The following is a 17,221-nucleotide window of genomic DNA, read 5'->3' as shown; positions in this document are numbered from 1 at the left end:
GGTTTTGCCGAACTCTATCGAGGAATGGCTCGGTTCGTTAAGCTCCCCGCGCTACGGTTCAAATAACTGGTACGCTTAATCAAAGTTCAACTATTACTAACGTAGTCGAGTAAACAGTACTTTTGATGAAGATCGGTTATGCGCGAGTGAGCACTCGGGATCAGAAAGCCGACCTACAAGTCGATGCCCTGAAACAGGCCGGGTGCGAACGCATCTACCAAGACATCGCCAGCGGCGCGAAAAGCGCCCGGCCGGAGTTGGACAAACTGCTGGCCAACGTGCGGCCGGGTGATGCCGTGGTGATCTGGAAGCTGGATCGCCTTGGGCGTTCCCTCAAGCACCTGGTCGAGTTGGTCGGCGAGCTGGCAGAGCGCAAGGTCGGCTTACAGAGCCTGAATGACCCCATCGACACCACCCACGCCCAAGGCCGCCTGGTGTTCAACCTGTTCGCCTCGCTGGCGGAGTTCGAGCGCGAGCTGATCCGCGAGCGGACTCAGGCGGGTCTGTCGGCCGCACGGGCGCGTGGCCGGATCGGTGGCCGTCCCAAGGGCCTGCCAGCCAAGGCTGAGGCCACCGCCATGGCGGCCGAAACCCTCTACCGCGAAGGTCGCCTGAGCGTCAGCGCGATCGGCGAGAAGCTGCACATCTCCAAGAGCACGCTGTACAGCTATTCGGCCGCTTGCCGTCACGCCGGCCCACGAATTCGTGCATGATTTCCAGCACTGGTCCGTTGATAGCCAGAACCTTCATCGCTCGCGTGCAGGCGACATACAGCAGATTCATTTCATCCTCGAACTGCTCCAGGGTGTTTTCTGGGTTGAACGGCTCGAAGGAGAAATCATCGCTTAGCTCCACCGCATCCCATTCCAGACCTTTGGCACGGTGCGCTGTACTGACCGAGATTGTGGCTTCCAGCTCGTCCTTGACTGCCGTGCGGCGAAGTTTGGCAAAGAGGTCGGGCAGGGCGTTTTTGTACTGCTCGACCACTCGTAGCGTGCGCTGCATCTCAGCATCTTGGCTCTCTGTTGCGATTTCCTCGTACAGGTCGAACGTAGGATATTCTTGCATCAGGCGCTTGTTCTTGATTTTGTCCCGCTGCTCGGCATAGAGCCAATACAGGTCTTCGATGTCCTGCAGGTGGTAGCTATCGATGCCGCCGACCCAGAAGATTTGATCATTCTTGGCCTGTGCAATCAGGGCCGTCTCGATGACGCCGATTACGGTGCGGCAGAGAACGGTACGGTGCTCCAGGTCCTCGGGAAGGGTTTTTGTCACTCGGGTGGCCTCGCCCAGCCCTACCAGCGGCCGCGTTTCGCCCTTGAAGTGCAGGATCATGTTCGCCACCTTCGCGACGGCCGGGCCGAAGCGGAAGCTCTGGGTGAGGTAGTGCGTCTCGGCCTTGTCGAGCCAGTGAGCATCTAGCGCATCGACGGCTCCCCTGAAGCGATACAGCATCTGGTGGCCGTCACCGCACACAACAACACCCATACCGTAGCGCGCTTGGTCAGCAAGGACGCCGGCCAGCAGAGGGTTGATATCCTGCGCCTCGTCCGCCAGCACAATATCGAAACGCTTCGACAGATCCGGTCGGGTGAGCGCCCACGCTTTCAGATATCCGTCATGATTCTGGAGCACAGACGTATCGCGGACATCGAGCATTCGACTCCAGAGATGATCGGCGCTGGCGACGATCTTTCCTGCGGCGCGCTTCATGCGTTCGTTCTTGAGCCTGCTCGATGGCACATGATCGATTGTGATGCTGTCATCCGCACTGGCCAGGAAGGCATTGAGAGTGTCTTGCACCGCGCGCACGAAATCCCAGCTCTGACTCGAAATCGCGCGGGCGATATCAGTCAGCCTGAGATTCCCGGTGAGCTTGTGCTGGTACTTCGCACCCATCGAGCCATAAGCAAGCCCGTGTGAGGTCTTGCATGTCACATGGAGTGGGAATTTCTCTTTGGCCGTTATCTCGACACTCTTGTTGTAGCAGAGGTAGAGAATGCGCTGTTGGGGATGAGCTTGGGCATACCCAACCAGTGTGGTTGTCTTGCCAGTTCCGGCGAATGCGACAAGCCTGATCAGGCGAGCAAGCGAGTTAATTGCAGGTTGTTGCTCGTGCGTGAAGGCGAATGACATGGTTACTTCCTCCTGGGCTGAATGAAATTATCCCTCGCCCAAAAGGAAACCCAAGCATTACCCATTATTGCTTCGCGATATTTACACAGAACGGCTGCTCACAGTCTGCAAGTAGGCCTACGCTGTAGGCGGCAACCAACCCAAACGCCACTACGGGAACCATGGCATATGAAGATATTTGTTCAGCGCGTCATCTGCTGTAGCTGCAAATACAGACCGCGGTGGCCAATTTGTAACCGACTCGTCAGGTGAGCATATTAAGTAGCGCTTCATATTCTTCTCCTATCGCAACTCAACGCAAACGGCTGCTGGATGGACCGGACTGTGCTCTCTCACGGCCTTTTCTAACCAAGCCGCAGCTGCCGCGTTACACTTCTCCTGCGAGGAGAATCCTGGAATATGTGTTATTGCCTGGCCACCACTTGAGCTTCCAGTCGCCAAGGACAAAATAAGTACCCAAACATTCATACAATTTCCTCAAAAACTTCAGCAGCCAATCGGAGATAAGATGCAGTAACGATCCTGCCAACCCATGTCAGCATTGATAAACCATAAGATCATCCCAGTGATGATCAAACTTGAAGCTACCCGAGTAATCCAAGGTTTACGGAGGAAATAGCCGTAGGCAAAAACGATAGGCGACAGTGCAACACACATGACGCCGATAGCCCGGAACAGGCTGAAATAGTCAGTAAGTGCGATGACACCAACGGTGATGCACAGCACCGCAGTAACTCGCAGAATGCGACCCATTGGGTCAGCGGCAATGATGCCCATGGTCGATGCCCTCGATCACTTCAGTCCGAAGTTGCGCTTCAGCTCTACGATGCGTAGGACGCGCTTTCGGTGGGCCTGGGCGGAGCCCTCATCAGCCTTAAACGCGCCGTATGCGACAGCTGCGGTGTACTGTTCGTCCTGCTTTACCAGATCCAGCAGTTCCTGAAGCTGTTCCCGCATCTCGTCGAAGATGGCCATTGTCGATTACCGTGGTTTGTTCGCTGAGGTAGGTTGATATGAGTCCAGCATGACGACACTTAGCGCAATCCCAATGCCATGCCGGCATTCTCCCATAGCCCGCACACATGGAAGGCCTGAAAGGTCACCACTTTCTGGTAAGAAAACTAGGACAATGCCAATGAGGTATTGGTAGCCCTGTATGGCCCGCACATAGCTCTCGACGCCTGCTTGCGGCAAGCACAGTCGATTAGGCGATCACCCGTGAGCTACTGCCTCCTGACTGGCAGCCCTTTGACGGAACTGGCCCGCTGATCATCAAGAGAGTTGTAGTAGACATCGACCGTGGTCCTCATGCTCTCGTGGCGCAGATCAGCCTGCAGATCTTTTGCATCACGCAGCGGTGCGTCGAAGGTTGCTGAGGTGTGGCGCAGCCAGTGCAGAGACGCATCACGGAGACTTTCGATTTCCGCCTCGTTCCAGGCGTCGTGTTTCATCCGTTCGATGGCTTGGTCAAATACTCCTTGGATGAGCAGACGAATTTGCCGATCACTCAACCCGGCGCGCCCATTGAGTGCCTGCAGAAGCGGCGTGCGCTCTCCAGGGGCTGGTGTTGCTGAGAGGCCAAGGTGGCGCCGGTATCGAGCCATGTAGGTGTTCATGTAGTCGTCGCGAACGCTGATTTTGGCAGCCTTGTTACCCTTGCCGACTACATGGAAGAACCAAATCCCCTGCCCGTTGCGCCGGAAATCACCCATTGTTGGCTCCCAGTTATCCCGGCCGACTAGATCGGACACCCGCAAGTACATTGAGAAGATGGTGGCCAGGATGAACAGGGTGCGCTCATGTGCGTCATCGGCATCAGCCATTCTCTCGGCGGTTTCGATCACGTAGTCCCACTGCAGGGGTGTAAGCGACCTGCTACCGACCTCCCAGGTATTTCGCTGCTTGTACTTCGACTTCTGTTTGATTGCCCGAAAAGGATTCGCCTCGGTGAAACCTTCGTCATTGGCGTGCTGATAGAAGCTGCCGCAGACGGCAAAAATCTGCGCCACGGTGCCCTGAGATGGGGTGTATTTTTTTTCCTGGCAGGGCGTTCCTGAATTGAGTTTGGCGCGCTTCGGGGCGACCGCATTGAAGGGGCGCCAAGCCTCGTTGACCTGATAGACATCGCTGTCTTGGGCCTTGCGTCCGCCGATACGGTTGAATCGTGACTTGACCACCGGGCCGACCCATCCAGAAGGAGGATTCAGACAGAACTCCATGAAGGCCTCGGCATCGACGCGGGTCAGATCCAGGATGGGTTTGCGGCGGATCAGCAGCGACCATAGCAGCAAGCGCTCGGCATGCGTTCTGTAGGAGTTGAACGTGGTTTCGTTGCCGGCGTAGGAGTTGAGGAAGCTCCGAACGACTTGGTAACCATCTACGGCGCGAAGCTCGGCCGGAAATGCTTGAAGGTAATCGCGGACGGCCGGTAGCTCAGCGTTGAGGTTCAGGTGATTGAGGGCCTGAAATCTCTGGTACGTCTCGAACAGTGGCGCAGGCGCGGTTTTGTTTGGGCTCGGCATAGGACATTCCAGGCGATGAAATCTGTCCTGATTCTGCTGTGCAGCGGCCTTCTGTGCAATATCCGAGTCTGGTGATTATCGGATATTGCACATCTCTATTACCACTCTCCGACCGTTGCCACCCCACATGAATGGCCGGCATCAGGTCAGCTTGGGTTCCCTTGGATCGTTGTTAATGTGAGCACATCACCCGCTGCAACGAGACACCCATGCAAGCCAAAGACATCAAGCCCAAGGCTACACACACGAAGCTGCGAATGCTCGATCTGATCGAGCGCGGAATCATCATTGCAATCTCGCGCCTCACGGTTGACCAAGTGGAGACAGATCACGGCTGGATCGTGCAAACGCTGGCCATCGGCGCGACTCACGATACGCCATCCGCCTTCCCGGTGGTCGTCATCGATCAGCACGCTGACGATTGCGAGGCCATGAAGTACGCCGTATCGATCTTTGAGGCATTGAAAGCCCGAGGCCTGCTCAGCTCGGATCAAGCTGCTCGGTACCGACGCGCTCTGATCACGCTCGTGCCGCAAACATCCAGGACTGAGGGTTGAATTCATGACCACTACAGATAGCCAGGCTGCACCGCATGAGCTGCTTCGTGAGGAGTTCTGTGCATTGGCCAAGGTCGTTCTCCTGAGCAACCACGCCCGGCGCTGGAATGTTGAGCTTGGAGAGCATTATTCGGCTTTCTCGGACGCCGAAACGGCAGAGCTTGCCCTTCGTGACGTGCACCATGCTGCCGTAAATAACGCTCTCTTCTTCAACGATCCTGTGCAGTCTGGCTCGCTCTACGGCACAACCACCCTCCCCCCGGCCCATGTACTCGATCAGTACCCGGACCTGATCGAACTGTTCCCGAATGCCGTTGCGATATGACGCTGCCCTCTTCTCTGAGCCCGCCTATGCGGGCTTTTTTGTACCTGCCGTAAAAAATGCTTATAAGTCTTTCCACGTAAGCTTTTTAGCTCTAATCAACGCTCGCGTATGACGCAGACTTGATTTACAACGCACACCGTGTAAAGTCTCACCAAAATCACTCAAGGAATCGACATGGAAAACACCCGACCGCCCTACCCTAACTACGATGAGATCGCTTACGCGCCTCAGTTTGCCGCCGACTGCCTGGGCATCTCTCAGCGCGCATTGCGCCTGGTCGAAGACGAGCCAGGAATAGAGATTCGCCGGATCAATAGCGGCTCGGTTGCGCGTCGTGTGTACTCCCCTGCTGACCTGTTCCAGATCGCTGCCTTGCGCCGCAGCAAAGGTCTTACCCGGACGCTCAAGCGGCCGATGACGATCTCCACATACGTGCAGAAAGGGGGTACGGCCAAAACCACCAACTGCGTGAATTTGGCCATTTATTTGGGGTTCATGGGGCTGAAGGTCCTGATCATCGATAATGACCCACAGAGCGATGCAACGGAGATGCTCGGCTACTATCCCGACCTCACCCCGGAAGAGCTGGAGGACATTGGAATTCCGGCAGATCGCGGCGTAGACGGAAGCCTTGGCAACGTGCTGGGCATTCGGGGACTTTTCGCCCCCAAATCCCTCGATGAGATCATCAAAAAGCCTTTTGGTGAATATGGGCCTCACCTCATCCCATCGGAGGAGCAGCTGGAAGAGCTGGAGATTGGCATCAATGCATCGCAGAACCACGACTACCGCTACGCCACCCTCATCTCGAAGGGGCTGAAAGGCGAGTTCCCCGGTGTGGACCTGCGCTCTTATGATGTGATCATTTTCGACAATGCCCCTACAGCATCCCTTATGACTCGCAACAGTCTTGTCGCTTGTGACTTGATTGTCTGCCCAATCAGGATGGATAAATTCTCCTCGCGCGCCCTCGCCCGCCTGGGTGACCGCCTTCGCGCTTCCCACGAGGAGTACGGTCGCACCCCGGCCGTAGCAGCCATTCCTACGATGTTTATCAAAAATCGCCCACGGGCCATGGAACACCTGGCGAAGCTGGAAGATGTTTTCCCTGGGTGCGTTACGGAATCGAAGCTGTATATGTCCGAGGACTACTCCAAGGCCCTCGAACTGGGCCTGCCGATCCTTACCTGGAAGGGTGCTTCTGACAATTCCGCTGGCGCCATGCGGTCTGTTTACAGTGAAATTCTTGATCGACTGATTGCGCTGAGCTAATCAGGTCACCACAACGGAGGTTCAGATGCCCAAGAAGGTGCGGCCTTTCGGCCAGGACCGGCCCTCGGTCGAGGAGCTGCAGCAACTGCAGAAGCAGGAGAGTGCAAGCAAGATTCCACCGGCGAGCCTTGGAGTCACGCTTGACGACATTCTCAAGGCAAAAGATCAGCAGCAGCCCGCTGATGAACATTCTGCAAGCGCTACCGCCCTCCCCCAGTATCCTAGTGCTGATGAGCATGCTGATCAGGGTGACGCGACCGTAGCTCCCCTCTCCCGCATTGTCGTCAATCCTGAGATCCAACCGCGCCTCGCGCGTACCGACGATCAGCAGGAGCGTCTTACGACCTCGATTGCTGTAGCAGGCAAGATCACCAGGCCAGTTCTGGTTAGGTTGCTGGATGACGGTAAATTGGAACTGCTTGGCGGCTATGGCAGGTACCGAGCAGCCGCAGATCTTGGCTGGATATCGGTTCCAATCCGAATCATCGAAGCTGATGACGCTGAGGCCGAAATACTCGCGGTCGCCGACAACGAAGGTCATACCGACTTAACGGACTTCGAGAAGGGCCGGCAATACGCGAAGATCCTGAGCCGAGGCAAGATCAAGAATCAAAGGGCGCTAGCTTCTAGGCTTGGTGCAAGCCTAGCGTCCGTAACCCGCTGCTTGTCATTCATGAAGCTTCCTCCCCAGGCGATTCAGTATCTCGAAACCCACCCTTCCCTGGTTGGCGGCCGAAGCATTGCTGACTTTGTAACGGCCGGCGAATCTCATCCAGATCTGGTTTTGCAGGCGCTACAGAAGATCGAAGAAGAAGGCATCAGCCAAGAGGCGGCGTTAAGGTGGATCGAGAAGACCATTAAGGACGATAGCAACAAGCAGAGATCACCTAGCTTTAGCACCTCTGAATTGACGCTGGGTAATGGACGCGCTGCATCAATGACGGTCAGGAAGAACACGATCAGCCTCAAGCTTCCTAAGGATCTGGACATGAGCGCGGCTCAGGAAGTGATCCGCAAGGCTATTGAGTCGATCCAATAGCCAGCTTTATCGAAGCACTACCTTGGCCCTGCTCATGACGGGGCCTTTTTTTTCACTGTGAAACACTGCCCGTTATTATCGACTGAGCCCTCAGCTTGAGTGGCATATCGCCACCCCCCCAACATTCAACCGCCCTGCCCTGCCCTGCCCCGCCCTGATCTGCTGATGCCGTTGTTTCACAGTGAAACATGGCAGGCTGAGCGCCGCATGCCCGCGCCTTTGAGCGCCCACTATGTGATGCTGATTATGATGGGTCACCCAGATCTCACTCCAATCACATAGAGAGCGAGTGAGGCGACTCTATCGTCTGCGTGTTTCACCGTGAAACATGTTGATGCGCCCCTCCCCTACGCCGCGATAAACGAATAGGAATGGGCTGGTGTGAAGTCAGGAGATGAAGCCTTATCAATGTTTCACTGTGAAACATCAGCATCTGCTGGAAATACTGATGCTGCCAAATTGGATGCCGTCTGGCATAACGCCCCAAGCGTGGACAGCCAATTGCCGTATTGGCAGCGCTTTGAGCATGCGCACTCATAGTGAAGGACTTCGAGCGCCGCCGTTGCCATAGTGGCCTGCATTCGACGACGCCCGACGCCAAACTATTTTTTAAAGCGACAACAAAGCTGCAGGATTCCAGCGCACGTAGCTGAAAAAAAACTCCAACATGTCCTCACTCACCACAAAGAGGACAGTCATGGAAAGCGCGCTGAAATTCGATGAAGAAGCCTTCGCACCTAAGGAACGTTGCAGCGACCTAAGCCTGCCGCTGGGATTGCGTGTAGGGCAGAGCACAATGAAATCAGTCTTGGAAGATTTCATAGTCACGAGCGAACAAGGGTTCAGCTTCACGAATGGGCCAGTAGTAGAGGTCATATCGGCGAATGATCTGTACCCAGAGGTGCAGCACATTCTGCTGGCCTTCGACGAAACAAGCACCCTGGATGCGGCCTGGCTGACGCTGGATGCTTCACAGTACGAACAAATGAAAACGAACCTTTCGCAGGCCCTGGAGGTGATCAATACCAACGACCCTATAAGAGGCAGCAGGAGCGTGCTCTTCAAGCTCGAAGATGGGCAGCTGGAGCTTCATGCGCCGCTGTTCAGCCAAGAAATGACCCTTGGCTACAGCACCAGAAAGTTTCATTTAGCAAAAATGTCTAGATCGACGCTTATATATGAATAAATGAGTGAGGTGATCGGAACGAACGGCGTACTAAAATATCAATATGATGTGCCTATGTTTCTTGCATGATGGCACAATGCCAGCCGAGCATTTCGGAGGCGAACATGGAACAGCCAACCAAAACCAGCACACCAGTTTCTCATCGGGCAATCTCTCGATTCGAGAGCATGCGCTTGGCGGAAACCCTAACCCGTAATGACCTTATTGACGCATCCACTGCTGAGCTGTACGCAGCCGTGATGGAGCACTGGAGAAAATGCACACCCTGCGCGAAACGAGAACTCCTAGAATCCAGCTGCAGTCCCATCAGGGATAATGCCAAATTAATGCAAAAGATTTTTGATATTACCCAATCTGACATGATACGCCTGGTCTGAAAGCACCCGCGCAACAGGTGGCCTTTCAAAGCTGAGTGTCACATCAGCCAGCGTGCCGCAACTGTTGATATTGCTGACTGAGCAAGAGGTTAGCCACCATGAAGAAAAAGTCAGAGCCTAGCGTCGTGCATTCTTTCCCTTATTGGGTCGAACCGCCCGCGCCGGGACAAGATCTCCGAAGCATCGACTGGTGCGTAATGGAGGTCCTGTCTGATAAAACGCTGAGGATCGTCGAAACAAACCCCGATCCTAAGGAACTTGAGGCACTGATCACTGCCCTTGAGAAAGAGGGGGTTTGACGGGTAGATACAAACAACGAAGCACAATGAAGACCAATCAAAGGCCGCTCGACGCGGCCTTTTTTGTTGGCAGGAAACCTACCAGAATCTGGTAGGTTTAAAGCACCGGATCATGTCGATGACTGATAACGTAAGTCCATCAACTAGCCAGGCTCCGCATCATGGTCACACAGTACGAAATTCATCCTTACGCCAAGCTGTTCCCGATGATGCAAGAAGATGAATACGTCTCATTCCGCTCAGATATCAGCACCAATGGCTTGCGACATCCTATCGTTCTTTTCCAGGGCAAGATTCTTGACGGTCGTAATCGTTATAGGAGCTGCTGTGATCTCGATATTGAGCCAGCGACGGAGGAGTACACAGGCGACGACGCGTTAGGCTTCGTGCTGTCGTTAAACCTCTATCGTCGGCAACTGAGCGTTGCGCAGCGAGCATTGATCGCAGCAGAGGTTTCCTCCTTGAAGTCCGCAGATGAAGAGGCGAGCATTACGATTGAGGACGCAGCAACCATTATGGGTGTTAGCCCCAGATCCATATCTTCAGCTTGCAAGGTCGTTCGCCAGGGTGTGCCCGAGCTGCTAGACGCTGTGAAGTCTGGCGAAATCAGTATTTCAGCTGCAGAAAGAATCAGTGGACTGGAAGACCAGGAACAAAAAACACTTTGCAACGATGGACCCAAAGCCATATGCAAAGCTGCGAAGCAAATACGAGAGAAGAACAGGCCGGCCCCCAAGGCTGCAAGTAAACCCATAACTGCGCCATCGCCAAGTGATGCAGTCGAATCCAATCCTGCATCATTCGATGCATCTACATTTGATACAGAGGCCGCATCAGACGATTTGCTTCTGCCAAAAGTGAAGTCTCCGTCCAGCACCGAGTTGCTATTTGCACTCGCTAAGGAAGCCATGGAACAGGGGTTTGAGGCAGAGACATTGGTCGGGCAGATTCTGGATGAGGTAGAGCAAGGATTGGATATGCAATTACTGCTGTTTACCTCCGAGGCCATGAGTCTTCTATACCCCCGCCTTAAAGCTATGTCGTTCAGGCGTTAAACCTCGCTTGGGTTGTTGCTGGTCCGTGGTTAGATGAAGCTGTACAGATAGAACGAACCGACCACACCAGTTGACTCCAAAGAGGGCGAGTAGCACTCGTGAACACAAATGAACACATTTCAGCTCATACGCGGTAAATTTTGGTATGCAGGCATATTTGCTTTCGGTACGCTTGCAACCTACGGATGCCTTACTCTTGTCGGGTTTGGCTCACACGCGATCTAATTGCGCATTCCCAACATAAGGAAAGGATCGAAAATGTCTCTCATCACTGAATACCGCCAGACCGAGGAAGCTATCAAAGAGCTTCAGGCCCGATTGGAAAGCATGAACAATGATGACCGCCTGAAAAAGGAAATGGAGTTCGAAGAAAAGCTGCGCGCTCTGATGGCTGATTACAACAAGTCCCTACGGGACATCATCGCAATCCTGGACCCGGTGTCCCGCCCGCGCCCTGTTGCTGCGGCCCCCAAGAAGCGTGGAGAGCGCAAGGTCAAGACCTATGTGAACCCTCACACCAACGAGTCAATCTCCACCAAAGGGGGCAACCACAAAACCCTGAAGGCCTGGAAAGCCGAACACGGCAGCGATGTGGTTGAAAGCTGGGTTACCGAATGACCGTTAAGGTGAAACAAAAAAAGCCAGCGCTAAGCTGGCTTTTTTGTTCCTATTCATTCACTGGCTTTCAGTAGGTTTCATATAACCTTGTGGTGCTCAGCTACAAGTTCATCCTCCTTGATCTCTCCGCTATCGAGCGCTACCTTTAGTGCAGCGTTAAGTTGATTGGTCTTATGCATGTAGACCGCCGCACCTCGACACATAGGGTTATCGCCACCGTCAGCAACGTCAGCGTGCTTCCGGCAGTTGGGGCGATAAAATAGGTCGCCTTTCATTTCAGACAGATGATGCCGCCGAATACTCAATGCTTCAGCATCACGGTTACTTTTCAGAAACGGGCACTCATTGCATATCTCTTTTACAGAGCAAATGTGCTTTAAGATGTTTTCCATACAGGCTCTCCAGTCAATGCCTAGATCGACTGTACGGCCAAGCTGCTATATCCCAAGCCATTGGGGTTCTGGTCATTTAGGATAGATTAAAGAGAAACCGGAGAGTTCCATGAATAGCTCAGTCGCAGTCAATCAGAATCCAACTCTTGCCCAGATCAATCACCAGCTAATGCGCTTCAGCTTGCCAGTGATCCCGCGCGATAAGATCCAGGTGGTTCTTGCACATGCTGATCGCGGTAAGCTGATCGCCTCGCTCAACCAACTCGATGACCCGAACGCACTGGAATATGTCAGATCCTCGCTAACAGCCGCGCAAATACTGTCGGCCAATGAGGAAGATGATCAAGGTGGTATGGATGGCCAAACTAACGATGATGACCAGGGCCGTAGCCAACGTGACGAGAACAATCTGCTGAGTGATCGTGCGAAGTTCCACGTCTACGGTGGCAAAGCCGCGCTATGCTTTGAAGCCGATGTTACCCGTGGTGGGGTGCCAACCATTGCACTCGATGCTGCAAGTTCAACGGGACCGCGATCCTACAACTGGGGGCAGAAAACTCGCATTCAGATGACGCGAGCTGAGCTACCCGTGGTTGCGGCCGTACTGCTCGGCGCTCGCCAATCTTGCGAGTTCTCTTCTCACGGCGCCGATAAAACGAAAGGTTTCTCGATGGAGCGCCAGGGTACTAAGGTGTTCACGAAGGTCTTCGAGAAGGGCGGGGGTGTGAAAGCTGTACCGATTGAGGCTGCAGACGCCTTCTTTGTCACGAGCTTGTTTCTCTTGCAGATCCGTAAAATCTCTCCATGGTTGGATGCCAGTTCAGCTATCGCACTGGTTCGCTCAACAATGCACATGCAGCAGGCTACCTGATGCATGGTGCAACGCCGACCTAGCTACTTTGGCACGCTGCTGCAGATGCAGCTGCTGCTCATTGCCTGGGGCAGAGAATTAAACCCGCCATTGCCCAGCTCCGGCCTACAACCACAGTCATCTACATGACGGCCACCATTGCTCAAATGGAGGCCTCCCATGAGATGCCTATCCCAGCGTGTTTGCATTAAGCAGCCTCTTGCTGCTCTCTGGTACCCATCAAGAAATCGTTCCACTGCTGCATAAGCAGCCGGCGTTTATCGATCAACTCCGCGCGGTTGTACGCTGCTTCTACCCTGTCACTCAGACCGTGCGCCAAAGCCATTTCGCAGACCTCTCGCGGGAAATCGGTAGCGTCTGCCGCCCACGTCCTGAAGGTCGAGCGGAACCCATGCGGGACGCAATCACCGGCCTTGATCTTCTTCAGCACGCGGCCCAATGCATTCCCCGCCAAAGGGCCTGAGCCCCGACCCTTCTTAAAAACCCAGACAGGATCGAGCCCTTTCACACTGTCGAGAACTTCGATCATTGCCTCGGTGAGCGGTACCCGATGTGTTACCCCAGACTTCATGCGCTCTGCAGGGATCGTCCAGATGCGCTCTGCAAAATCGAACTCATGCCATTGGGCATTACGGACCTCACCGCTTCGGCAGGCAGTGAGAATCACCATCTCCATTGCGCGGGCAGCACTCCCATCCAGGGTGATGAGATCGCTGTATAGCCCGTGGATCTTCTGCCAAGGGTAGGCGGGGAAGGGCCGCTTACTCTTTGATTGCCTGGCCAGCAGCTTGTCGAGGTGGCCACGCCAGCGGGCCGGATTCTCGCCCTCACGCAGCCCCTTGGCTTTGGCAGCATCCAGAATCAGCTCGATGCGATTGCGGACCAGCTTTGCGGTAGCTGGAATCTGCAGCCAGATGGGTTCGAGAACAGCCAGGACGTTATCGGTGTGTACATCGCGTGGGTGCAGCATGCCGATAACATTGAATACGTGATTCTCCAGGCTCGATTCCCAATCCTGAGCATACGCCGGGCTCCAAGAGGCAGAGTGAGTCCTGACGTACTGCTTGGCTTCAGACTTGAACGTCTTTCCCGCCTTTTTGCTGGCAGCCGATTTCTGGCGAATGGCGTAGCGCTGGTCCAGCGGATTTTTCCCCTGCGAGATCGTCACTCGCTCAGCGTCGGCGGCAAGCCGGGCATCACGCAGAGAGAGGGCAGGGTAGGTACCCAACGAGATGTCGTGCCGATCCCCGTGGAATGAATATCGGAACACCCAGCTTTTCCGCCCTGTCTCCGCGATACGCAGTATCAAGCCCCGCCCATCCTGATAGGCGCCGGGTGTGGTCGTGTCCTTCACAAACTTCGGGGTCAGTTTGCTCATGGTTCGATTCCAAGGAAGGTTTCAAGTTGCGGCTTGGCCGGGTGGCTGAAGCCTGCCTGCCAGCCGGCGAGCGTGTCGGAAGATCCGTGCGCACCAACCGGGCAGCCCAGCCAGGCGCGGACAAAACCTGCACGGCGGTTGCCTGTGAACCCCTCGGACTCAGCAAACGCACCGATGGCTTCGATGACCAGGTGAGCGACTGCATCCTTTATGAACAACGGACGCTGCGATGCGCTGAGGTATATCGCGCGCACCTCCATCTCCGCGCGCACCTGGGTGAAGTCCTGATCCAAGGCCATGCTGATGGCTGCTGCGCATATGCCGTCCTCGATCACTGCACTGACGGTTGCAACTACTGATTCCATGCTGATCCTTTTATGCAAAATTCAAATCTCGGCACCGCAGGGCCAGCAGCAGGGTCAGATTTCACGCTTTGTACGCAGATATAGTATCTGCGTACAAACGACCTGTAGAGCGCATATTTACAGCCCATTGCCCGTTCCGGCTCAATCTGTCCCACAGCCTCTCCCACATTTACACCTGATAGACGTGCCGGGCGCCGTTCGGCATCAGCTCGATCATGGTCAACCGGCCGCCCTCAAAGCAGGCGCCAGTGTCCAGGTAACAGACGTTGCCAATGGTTTTGACCTGATCGACCCGCGTGTGGCCAACGAACACCGCTTCAACACCGCGCACCAGGGAAGCGTCAAGTTGCTGGTAGCGCTTTCGGCTCCAGATAGCCTTGGAGGCGAAGTGGGCGCGCACATTATTCCCCCACTCACCACGAAGTATTTCCTCAAAGTGGGTCCAGTCGTGATGAGGGCATTCGGCATGAACTAACCCGTATTTCTTTCCGCACGGCCCAATAAACGAAAGTGCAACTGGAAGTTTAGCTAAAAGCCTTGCAACCATACTTCGCTCAAGCACGTTTAATTCATAAAACCAGTCGCCGCCATTATTGATATGCCCCGGCGCATCACCTTCTAAGCCTGCATCGATACACCACTGATCATGATTTCCGCGCACTGCGAAGAAGCCCTGTTGGCCGGTCATCAATGCCACCCGGAGGGAGAGCGGGCCTCGGTCAACCAGATCGCCAGTAGAGAAAACCCTGTCAGAATCCCAGTCAAACCGCACCTTGCAGAGCAGTTCATGGAGCTTTTCAGCTTCTCCGTGAAGGTCGCCAACTACAAAGTCACGACCAACACGATTGGCACCGTACTCGTGATAAAGCCCGTTACCCGAAACAACTGGCGTCCGACCGATCATTGCTTTTCCCACTGAATGTTATTCAATGGACTCTACCTCAGGATCGTAATAACCCAAGCAGCACCCCAAAAAAAAGACCTGCTGAAGGCAGGTCTTGATCTACGGTACGTGCTTCCTGCGCCCTACAGCATGAGATTGTTGCGCTCGTAATAGAACGAAAGAACCCACATCGCGTACTTCTCAGCATCATTGACATTAGAGTCCAATGTTTCAAGTGCACTCTTTAGAACATTAACGCACGGGGTAAATGCAAATTGCTCAACAAGATTGGCAATGCGCGCACGAATCTGACGAATAATCATCAGCGCACTTTCTACACGCGGAACGTCTTGTACCGTGAGCACTTCGGATAGATTGTAAAAATGCCACAGCAGGGCTCTTTGCTCGTGGGCAAGTTCCATCCATCCCCGGAGTGCCGTGTGCATTTTAACCTGGTCATTACCATCGAAGCGCAACAGGGAGTCAAAGTTAATTTCTTTACTTACCAGCATACCCACCTCATATCAATTCAAGCTCTACGCCAACAATATAACAACAATCAAAATAGTCAAACCTTTAATTTACCGATTATAGTGAGCCGCTGCAGACTCCATTCGCGCCTGTGCCACAGCGCTTAACTTCGCAGTGGGCTGAGCAATCAGTCGCTCTAACCCAATTTCCTCGCCGGTATCTTCACACCATCCATACTCATCATCTTTGATTGCCTGGATAGCTCGTGTGATTTCCGCACTCTGCGTATTCAAACGCTCCAAGGTGCGATAAAGCGTGTTACGTTCCTCTTCGATAAGGCCTTGATCTAACGCGTCCGCTGCGCTGCCAAGGCCTGCCAATGCTTCTTTGGCCGCACGCGCTGAATCAGCCACTTCTCCAAGGCGAGCCCGCAGCACGCCCTCGAAGAATTCTTTCTGTGCTGGGTTCATATAGTCGCCACCCGGAACACGATTGATAGTAAATCTGCTCATATGTCATTTCCTTCGTTAGATGCTATTTCCTGTTAGTGAGTTCGATACATGTAGGTCCAGATCAGTATCTGAATGATGATACTGACGGCATTCCAATGACTCTGTGACCTTACTGCACCATAAAGACCAATCATCAGGCACAGCACTATTAGCCAATAACACCATTTAATAAAGCACCGATTTTTCTCTTAGCCCAATATCTGCGCCTATCCGCTGACAGGCGCGATAAGTTCGTGCTCGATTACAATGACCGAGCTTTGGCGAATCCCAACTCTTAGCGCTTAGTTGCCTTGAGAAGGATCACGCTGATAGACGTACCGGCAAATGCGTTATCGATTGGCTGCGAAAACTCAAGGCCGAAGCCTGGAAGGAGATCCGCAGCCTTGCCGCGAGCACTCAGAGGGAGCACCGCACCAATACGTCCGCCCTGGGCTAAGAGAGTGCCCGCATGCTGCAGATGCGCCTGCCAGCGCCCCTCGCTAAAGGGTGGGTTCATCGCGATCACAGAGAAGCGGTCTCCTGGACTCCAGGCGAGGAAATCGCCCTCGATGACCTGATGTCCCTTCTTGCGCAGGATTTCGCAGTGCAGGGGGCTGATCTCAACGCACCGGGTGCGATCCTTTGGCAGTAGATCCGCAATGCCCCCTTGGCCAGCCTCGGGCTCACACACGGTATCCAGCAGGCCAATATCCAACCATTCCACCAGTTCGCGTGCTACCGCCTCGGGGGTTGGGAAGAACTGATGCGCCTTCTGGTCGGGAATAACCCCTAGCGCTGCAGTCTCGTGGATCAAGTCCAACGCATCGAAATCGAATTGCCAGTATGTAATCCTGGGTTGTTCCGTGCATGGCGTCAGCACGCCGCCAAGGGCCTGCATGATGACCTCAACCTCGGCCCGTAGATGCTTGCTCTGCTCACGGCAGGAGAAGGGCAGTGACACCGCGTTACGCACCGGAATGTAGT

At 54.4% G+C, this 17,221-nt stretch carries 22 protein-coding genes; 11 read left to right on the top strand and 11 right to left on the bottom strand.

Annotated features, from left to right (window positions below):
* The first annotated feature begins 125 nt into the window (after nucleotides 1-125).
* Nucleotides 126-713 (top strand): recombinase family protein, encoded by a 588-nt coding sequence (locus HZR81_RS21715; RefSeq protein ID WP_500129245.1) that lies wholly within the window; start codon nucleotides 126-128, stop codon nucleotides 711-713.
* Here the strand turns inward: HZR81_RS21715 and HZR81_RS21710 are convergent.
* The 4 genes from HZR81_RS21710 to HZR81_RS21695 form a co-directional block, all read right to left on the bottom strand.
* Entirely contained in the window at nucleotides 619-2,136 is a 1,518-nt protein-coding gene (locus HZR81_RS21710) for a UvrD-helicase domain-containing protein (protein WP_500129244.1), read from the bottom strand. The two genes, HZR81_RS21715 and HZR81_RS21710, sit on opposite strands and share 95 nt — an antisense overlap.
* Before the next feature lie 486 nt (nucleotides 2,137-2,622).
* The gene (locus HZR81_RS21705) at nucleotides 2,623-2,913 is read right to left on the bottom strand and encodes a hypothetical protein (RefSeq protein WP_044316032.1); all 291 of its coding nucleotides are present in this window, start codon (nucleotides 2,911-2,913) and stop codon (nucleotides 2,623-2,625) included.
* A gap of 15 nt (nucleotides 2,914-2,928) precedes the next feature.
* Complete coding sequence (locus tag HZR81_RS21700) at nucleotides 2,929-3,111, bottom strand: hypothetical protein (RefSeq protein ID WP_044316033.1); 183 nt, start codon at nucleotides 3,109-3,111, stop codon at nucleotides 2,929-2,931.
* Between the two features lie 248 nt (nucleotides 3,112-3,359).
* Nucleotides 3,360-4,658 (bottom strand): tyrosine-type recombinase/integrase, encoded by a 1,299-nt coding sequence (locus HZR81_RS21695; RefSeq protein WP_500129243.1) that lies wholly within the window; start codon nucleotides 4,656-4,658, stop codon nucleotides 3,360-3,362.
* Nucleotides 4,659-4,867: 209 nt separating this feature from the next.
* On the opposite strand from HZR81_RS21695, the gene HZR81_RS21690 reads away from it, so the two are divergent.
* The 9 genes from HZR81_RS21690 (at nucleotide 4,868) to HZR81_RS21650 (ending at nucleotide 11,386) form a co-directional block, all read left to right on the top strand.
* Nucleotides 4,868-5,215 (top strand): hypothetical protein, encoded by a 348-nt coding sequence (locus tag HZR81_RS21690; RefSeq protein WP_138299275.1) that lies wholly within the window; start codon nucleotides 4,868-4,870, stop codon nucleotides 5,213-5,215.
* A gap of 4 nt (nucleotides 5,216-5,219) precedes the next feature.
* The gene (locus tag HZR81_RS21685) at nucleotides 5,220-5,540 is read left to right on the top strand and encodes a hypothetical protein (protein WP_500129242.1); all 321 of its coding nucleotides are present in this window, start codon (nucleotides 5,220-5,222) and stop codon (nucleotides 5,538-5,540) included.
* A gap of 174 nt (nucleotides 5,541-5,714) precedes the next feature.
* Entirely contained in the window at nucleotides 5,715-6,812 is a 1,098-nt protein-coding gene (locus tag HZR81_RS21680) for a ParA family protein (RefSeq protein WP_500129241.1), read from the top strand.
* 25 nt (nucleotides 6,813-6,837) lie between these two features.
* Nucleotides 6,838-7,851, top strand: coding sequence for a ParB/RepB/Spo0J family partition protein (locus HZR81_RS21675; protein WP_044314871.1), 1,014 nt, complete (start codon nucleotides 6,838-6,840; stop codon nucleotides 7,849-7,851).
* Between the two features lie 697 nt (nucleotides 7,852-8,548).
* A complete protein-coding gene (locus tag HZR81_RS21670) occupies nucleotides 8,549-9,037 on the top strand; it encodes a hypothetical protein (protein ID WP_500129240.1) in 489 nt (162 codons plus the stop codon).
* Between the two features lie 104 nt (nucleotides 9,038-9,141).
* Nucleotides 9,142-9,414 carry a hypothetical protein gene (locus HZR81_RS21665; RefSeq protein WP_500129239.1) on the top strand — a complete coding sequence of 91 codons (273 nt, stop codon included), beginning with the start codon at nucleotides 9,142-9,144 and terminating at the stop codon, nucleotides 9,412-9,414.
* Between the two features lie 98 nt (nucleotides 9,415-9,512).
* Nucleotides 9,513-9,713: a hypothetical protein gene (locus HZR81_RS21660; protein WP_125869327.1), complete on the top strand. Its 201-nt coding sequence runs from the start codon at nucleotides 9,513-9,515 to the stop codon at nucleotides 9,711-9,713.
* A 161-nt stretch (nucleotides 9,714-9,874) separates the two neighbouring features.
* Entirely contained in the window at nucleotides 9,875-10,768 is an 894-nt protein-coding gene (locus HZR81_RS21655) for a ParB N-terminal domain-containing protein (protein ID WP_500129238.1), read from the top strand.
* A 258-nt stretch (nucleotides 10,769-11,026) separates the two neighbouring features.
* Nucleotides 11,027-11,386 carry a histone-like nucleoid-structuring protein, MvaT/MvaU family gene (locus HZR81_RS21650; protein ID WP_500129237.1) on the top strand — a complete coding sequence of 120 codons (360 nt, stop codon included), beginning with the start codon at nucleotides 11,027-11,029 and terminating at the stop codon, nucleotides 11,384-11,386.
* Between the two features lie 77 nt (nucleotides 11,387-11,463).
* Here HZR81_RS21650 and HZR81_RS21645 read toward each other — a convergent pair whose 3' ends face one another.
* The gene (locus HZR81_RS21645; protein ID WP_500129236.1) at nucleotides 11,464-11,778 is read right to left on the bottom strand and encodes a hypothetical protein; all 315 of its coding nucleotides are present in this window, start codon (nucleotides 11,776-11,778) and stop codon (nucleotides 11,464-11,466) included.
* A gap of 109 nt (nucleotides 11,779-11,887) precedes the next feature.
* On the opposite strand from HZR81_RS21645, the gene HZR81_RS21640 reads away from it, so the two are divergent.
* On the top strand, nucleotides 11,888-12,649 hold the full coding sequence (locus HZR81_RS21640; protein WP_500129235.1) for a hypothetical protein: 762 nt from the start codon (nucleotides 11,888-11,890) through the stop codon (nucleotides 12,647-12,649).
* A 187-nt stretch (nucleotides 12,650-12,836) separates the two neighbouring features.
* On the opposite strand, the gene HZR81_RS21635 is transcribed toward HZR81_RS21640, so the two are convergent.
* The 6 genes from HZR81_RS21635 to HZR81_RS21610 all read right to left on the bottom strand — a co-directional run.
* Nucleotides 12,837-14,027, bottom strand: a complete 1,191-nt coding sequence (locus HZR81_RS21635) for a tyrosine-type recombinase/integrase (protein WP_044314876.1) — start codon at nucleotides 14,025-14,027, stop codon at nucleotides 12,837-12,839.
* Nucleotides 14,024-14,326: a hypothetical protein gene (locus HZR81_RS21630; protein ID WP_125869332.1), complete on the bottom strand. Its 303-nt coding sequence runs from the start codon at nucleotides 14,324-14,326 to the stop codon at nucleotides 14,024-14,026. Before HZR81_RS21630 ends, HZR81_RS21635 begins: the two co-directional genes overlap by 4 nt.
* Before the next feature lie 235 nt (nucleotides 14,327-14,561).
* Nucleotides 14,562-15,296, bottom strand: coding sequence for a metallophosphoesterase (locus HZR81_RS21625; protein ID WP_080695152.1), 735 nt, complete (start codon nucleotides 15,294-15,296; stop codon nucleotides 14,562-14,564).
* Nucleotides 15,297-15,418: 122 nt separating this feature from the next.
* Nucleotides 15,419-15,787: a hypothetical protein gene (locus HZR81_RS21620; RefSeq protein ID WP_500129234.1), complete on the bottom strand. Its 369-nt coding sequence runs from the start codon at nucleotides 15,785-15,787 to the stop codon at nucleotides 15,419-15,421.
* 69 nt (nucleotides 15,788-15,856) lie between these two features.
* Nucleotides 15,857-16,258, bottom strand: coding sequence for a TraR/DksA family transcriptional regulator (locus tag HZR81_RS21615; RefSeq protein ID WP_500129233.1), 402 nt, complete (start codon nucleotides 16,256-16,258; stop codon nucleotides 15,857-15,859).
* 274 nt (nucleotides 16,259-16,532) lie between these two features.
* A partial coding sequence (locus HZR81_RS21610) for a DNA methyltransferase family protein (RefSeq protein ID WP_500129232.1) occupies nucleotides 16,533-17,221 on the bottom strand: 689 nt, incomplete at its 5' end.

The sequence above is a fragment of the Pseudomonas sp. LM13 genome, assembly GCF_041381355.1.
GTDB lineage: Bacteria > Pseudomonadota > Gammaproteobacteria > Pseudomonadales > Pseudomonadaceae > Stutzerimonas > Stutzerimonas frequens.
This window is presented reverse-complemented; position numbering and strand designations above follow the sequence as displayed.

Coding starts and splice junctions, on each gene's coding strand:
- HZR81_RS21715 (WP_500129245.1), top strand. CDS start 126: ATGAAGATCGGTTATGCGCGAGTGAGCACTCGGGATCAGAAAGCCGAC.
- HZR81_RS21710 (WP_500129244.1), bottom strand. CDS start 2,136: ATGTCATTCGCCTTCACGCACGAGCAACAACCTGCAATTAACTCGCTT.
- HZR81_RS21705 (WP_044316032.1), bottom strand. CDS start 2,913: ATGGGCATCATTGCCGCTGACCCAATGGGTCGCATTCTGCGAGTTACT.
- HZR81_RS21700 (WP_044316033.1), bottom strand. CDS start 3,111: ATGGCCATCTTCGACGAGATGCGGGAACAGCTTCAGGAACTGCTGGAT.
- HZR81_RS21695 (WP_500129243.1), bottom strand. CDS start 4,658: ATGCCGAGCCCAAACAAAACCGCGCCTGCGCCACTGTTCGAGACGTAC.
- HZR81_RS21690 (WP_138299275.1), top strand. CDS start 4,868: ATGCAAGCCAAAGACATCAAGCCCAAGGCTACACACACGAAGCTGCGA.
- HZR81_RS21685 (WP_500129242.1), top strand. CDS start 5,220: ATGACCACTACAGATAGCCAGGCTGCACCGCATGAGCTGCTTCGTGAG.
- HZR81_RS21680 (WP_500129241.1), top strand. CDS start 5,715: ATGGAAAACACCCGACCGCCCTACCCTAACTACGATGAGATCGCTTAC.
- HZR81_RS21675 (WP_044314871.1), top strand. CDS start 6,838: ATGCCCAAGAAGGTGCGGCCTTTCGGCCAGGACCGGCCCTCGGTCGAG.
- HZR81_RS21670 (WP_500129240.1), top strand. CDS start 8,549: ATGGAAAGCGCGCTGAAATTCGATGAAGAAGCCTTCGCACCTAAGGAA.
- HZR81_RS21665 (WP_500129239.1), top strand. CDS start 9,142: ATGGAACAGCCAACCAAAACCAGCACACCAGTTTCTCATCGGGCAATC.
- HZR81_RS21660 (WP_125869327.1), top strand. CDS start 9,513: ATGAAGAAAAAGTCAGAGCCTAGCGTCGTGCATTCTTTCCCTTATTGG.
- HZR81_RS21655 (WP_500129238.1), top strand. CDS start 9,875: ATGGTCACACAGTACGAAATTCATCCTTACGCCAAGCTGTTCCCGATG.
- HZR81_RS21650 (WP_500129237.1), top strand. CDS start 11,027: ATGTCTCTCATCACTGAATACCGCCAGACCGAGGAAGCTATCAAAGAG.
- HZR81_RS21645 (WP_500129236.1), bottom strand. CDS start 11,778: ATGGAAAACATCTTAAAGCACATTTGCTCTGTAAAAGAGATATGCAAT.
- HZR81_RS21640 (WP_500129235.1), top strand. CDS start 11,888: ATGAATAGCTCAGTCGCAGTCAATCAGAATCCAACTCTTGCCCAGATC.
- HZR81_RS21635 (WP_044314876.1), bottom strand. CDS start 14,027: ATGAGCAAACTGACCCCGAAGTTTGTGAAGGACACGACCACACCCGGC.
- HZR81_RS21630 (WP_125869332.1), bottom strand. CDS start 14,326: ATGGCCTTGGATCAGGACTTCACCCAGGTGCGCGCGGAGATGGAGGTG.
- HZR81_RS21625 (WP_080695152.1), bottom strand. CDS start 15,296: ATGATCGGTCGGACGCCAGTTGTTTCGGGTAACGGGCTTTATCACGAG.
- HZR81_RS21620 (WP_500129234.1), bottom strand. CDS start 15,787: ATGCTGGTAAGTAAAGAAATTAACTTTGACTCCCTGTTGCGCTTCGAT.
- HZR81_RS21615 (WP_500129233.1), bottom strand. CDS start 16,258: ATGAGCAGATTTACTATCAATCGTGTTCCGGGTGGCGACTATATGAAC.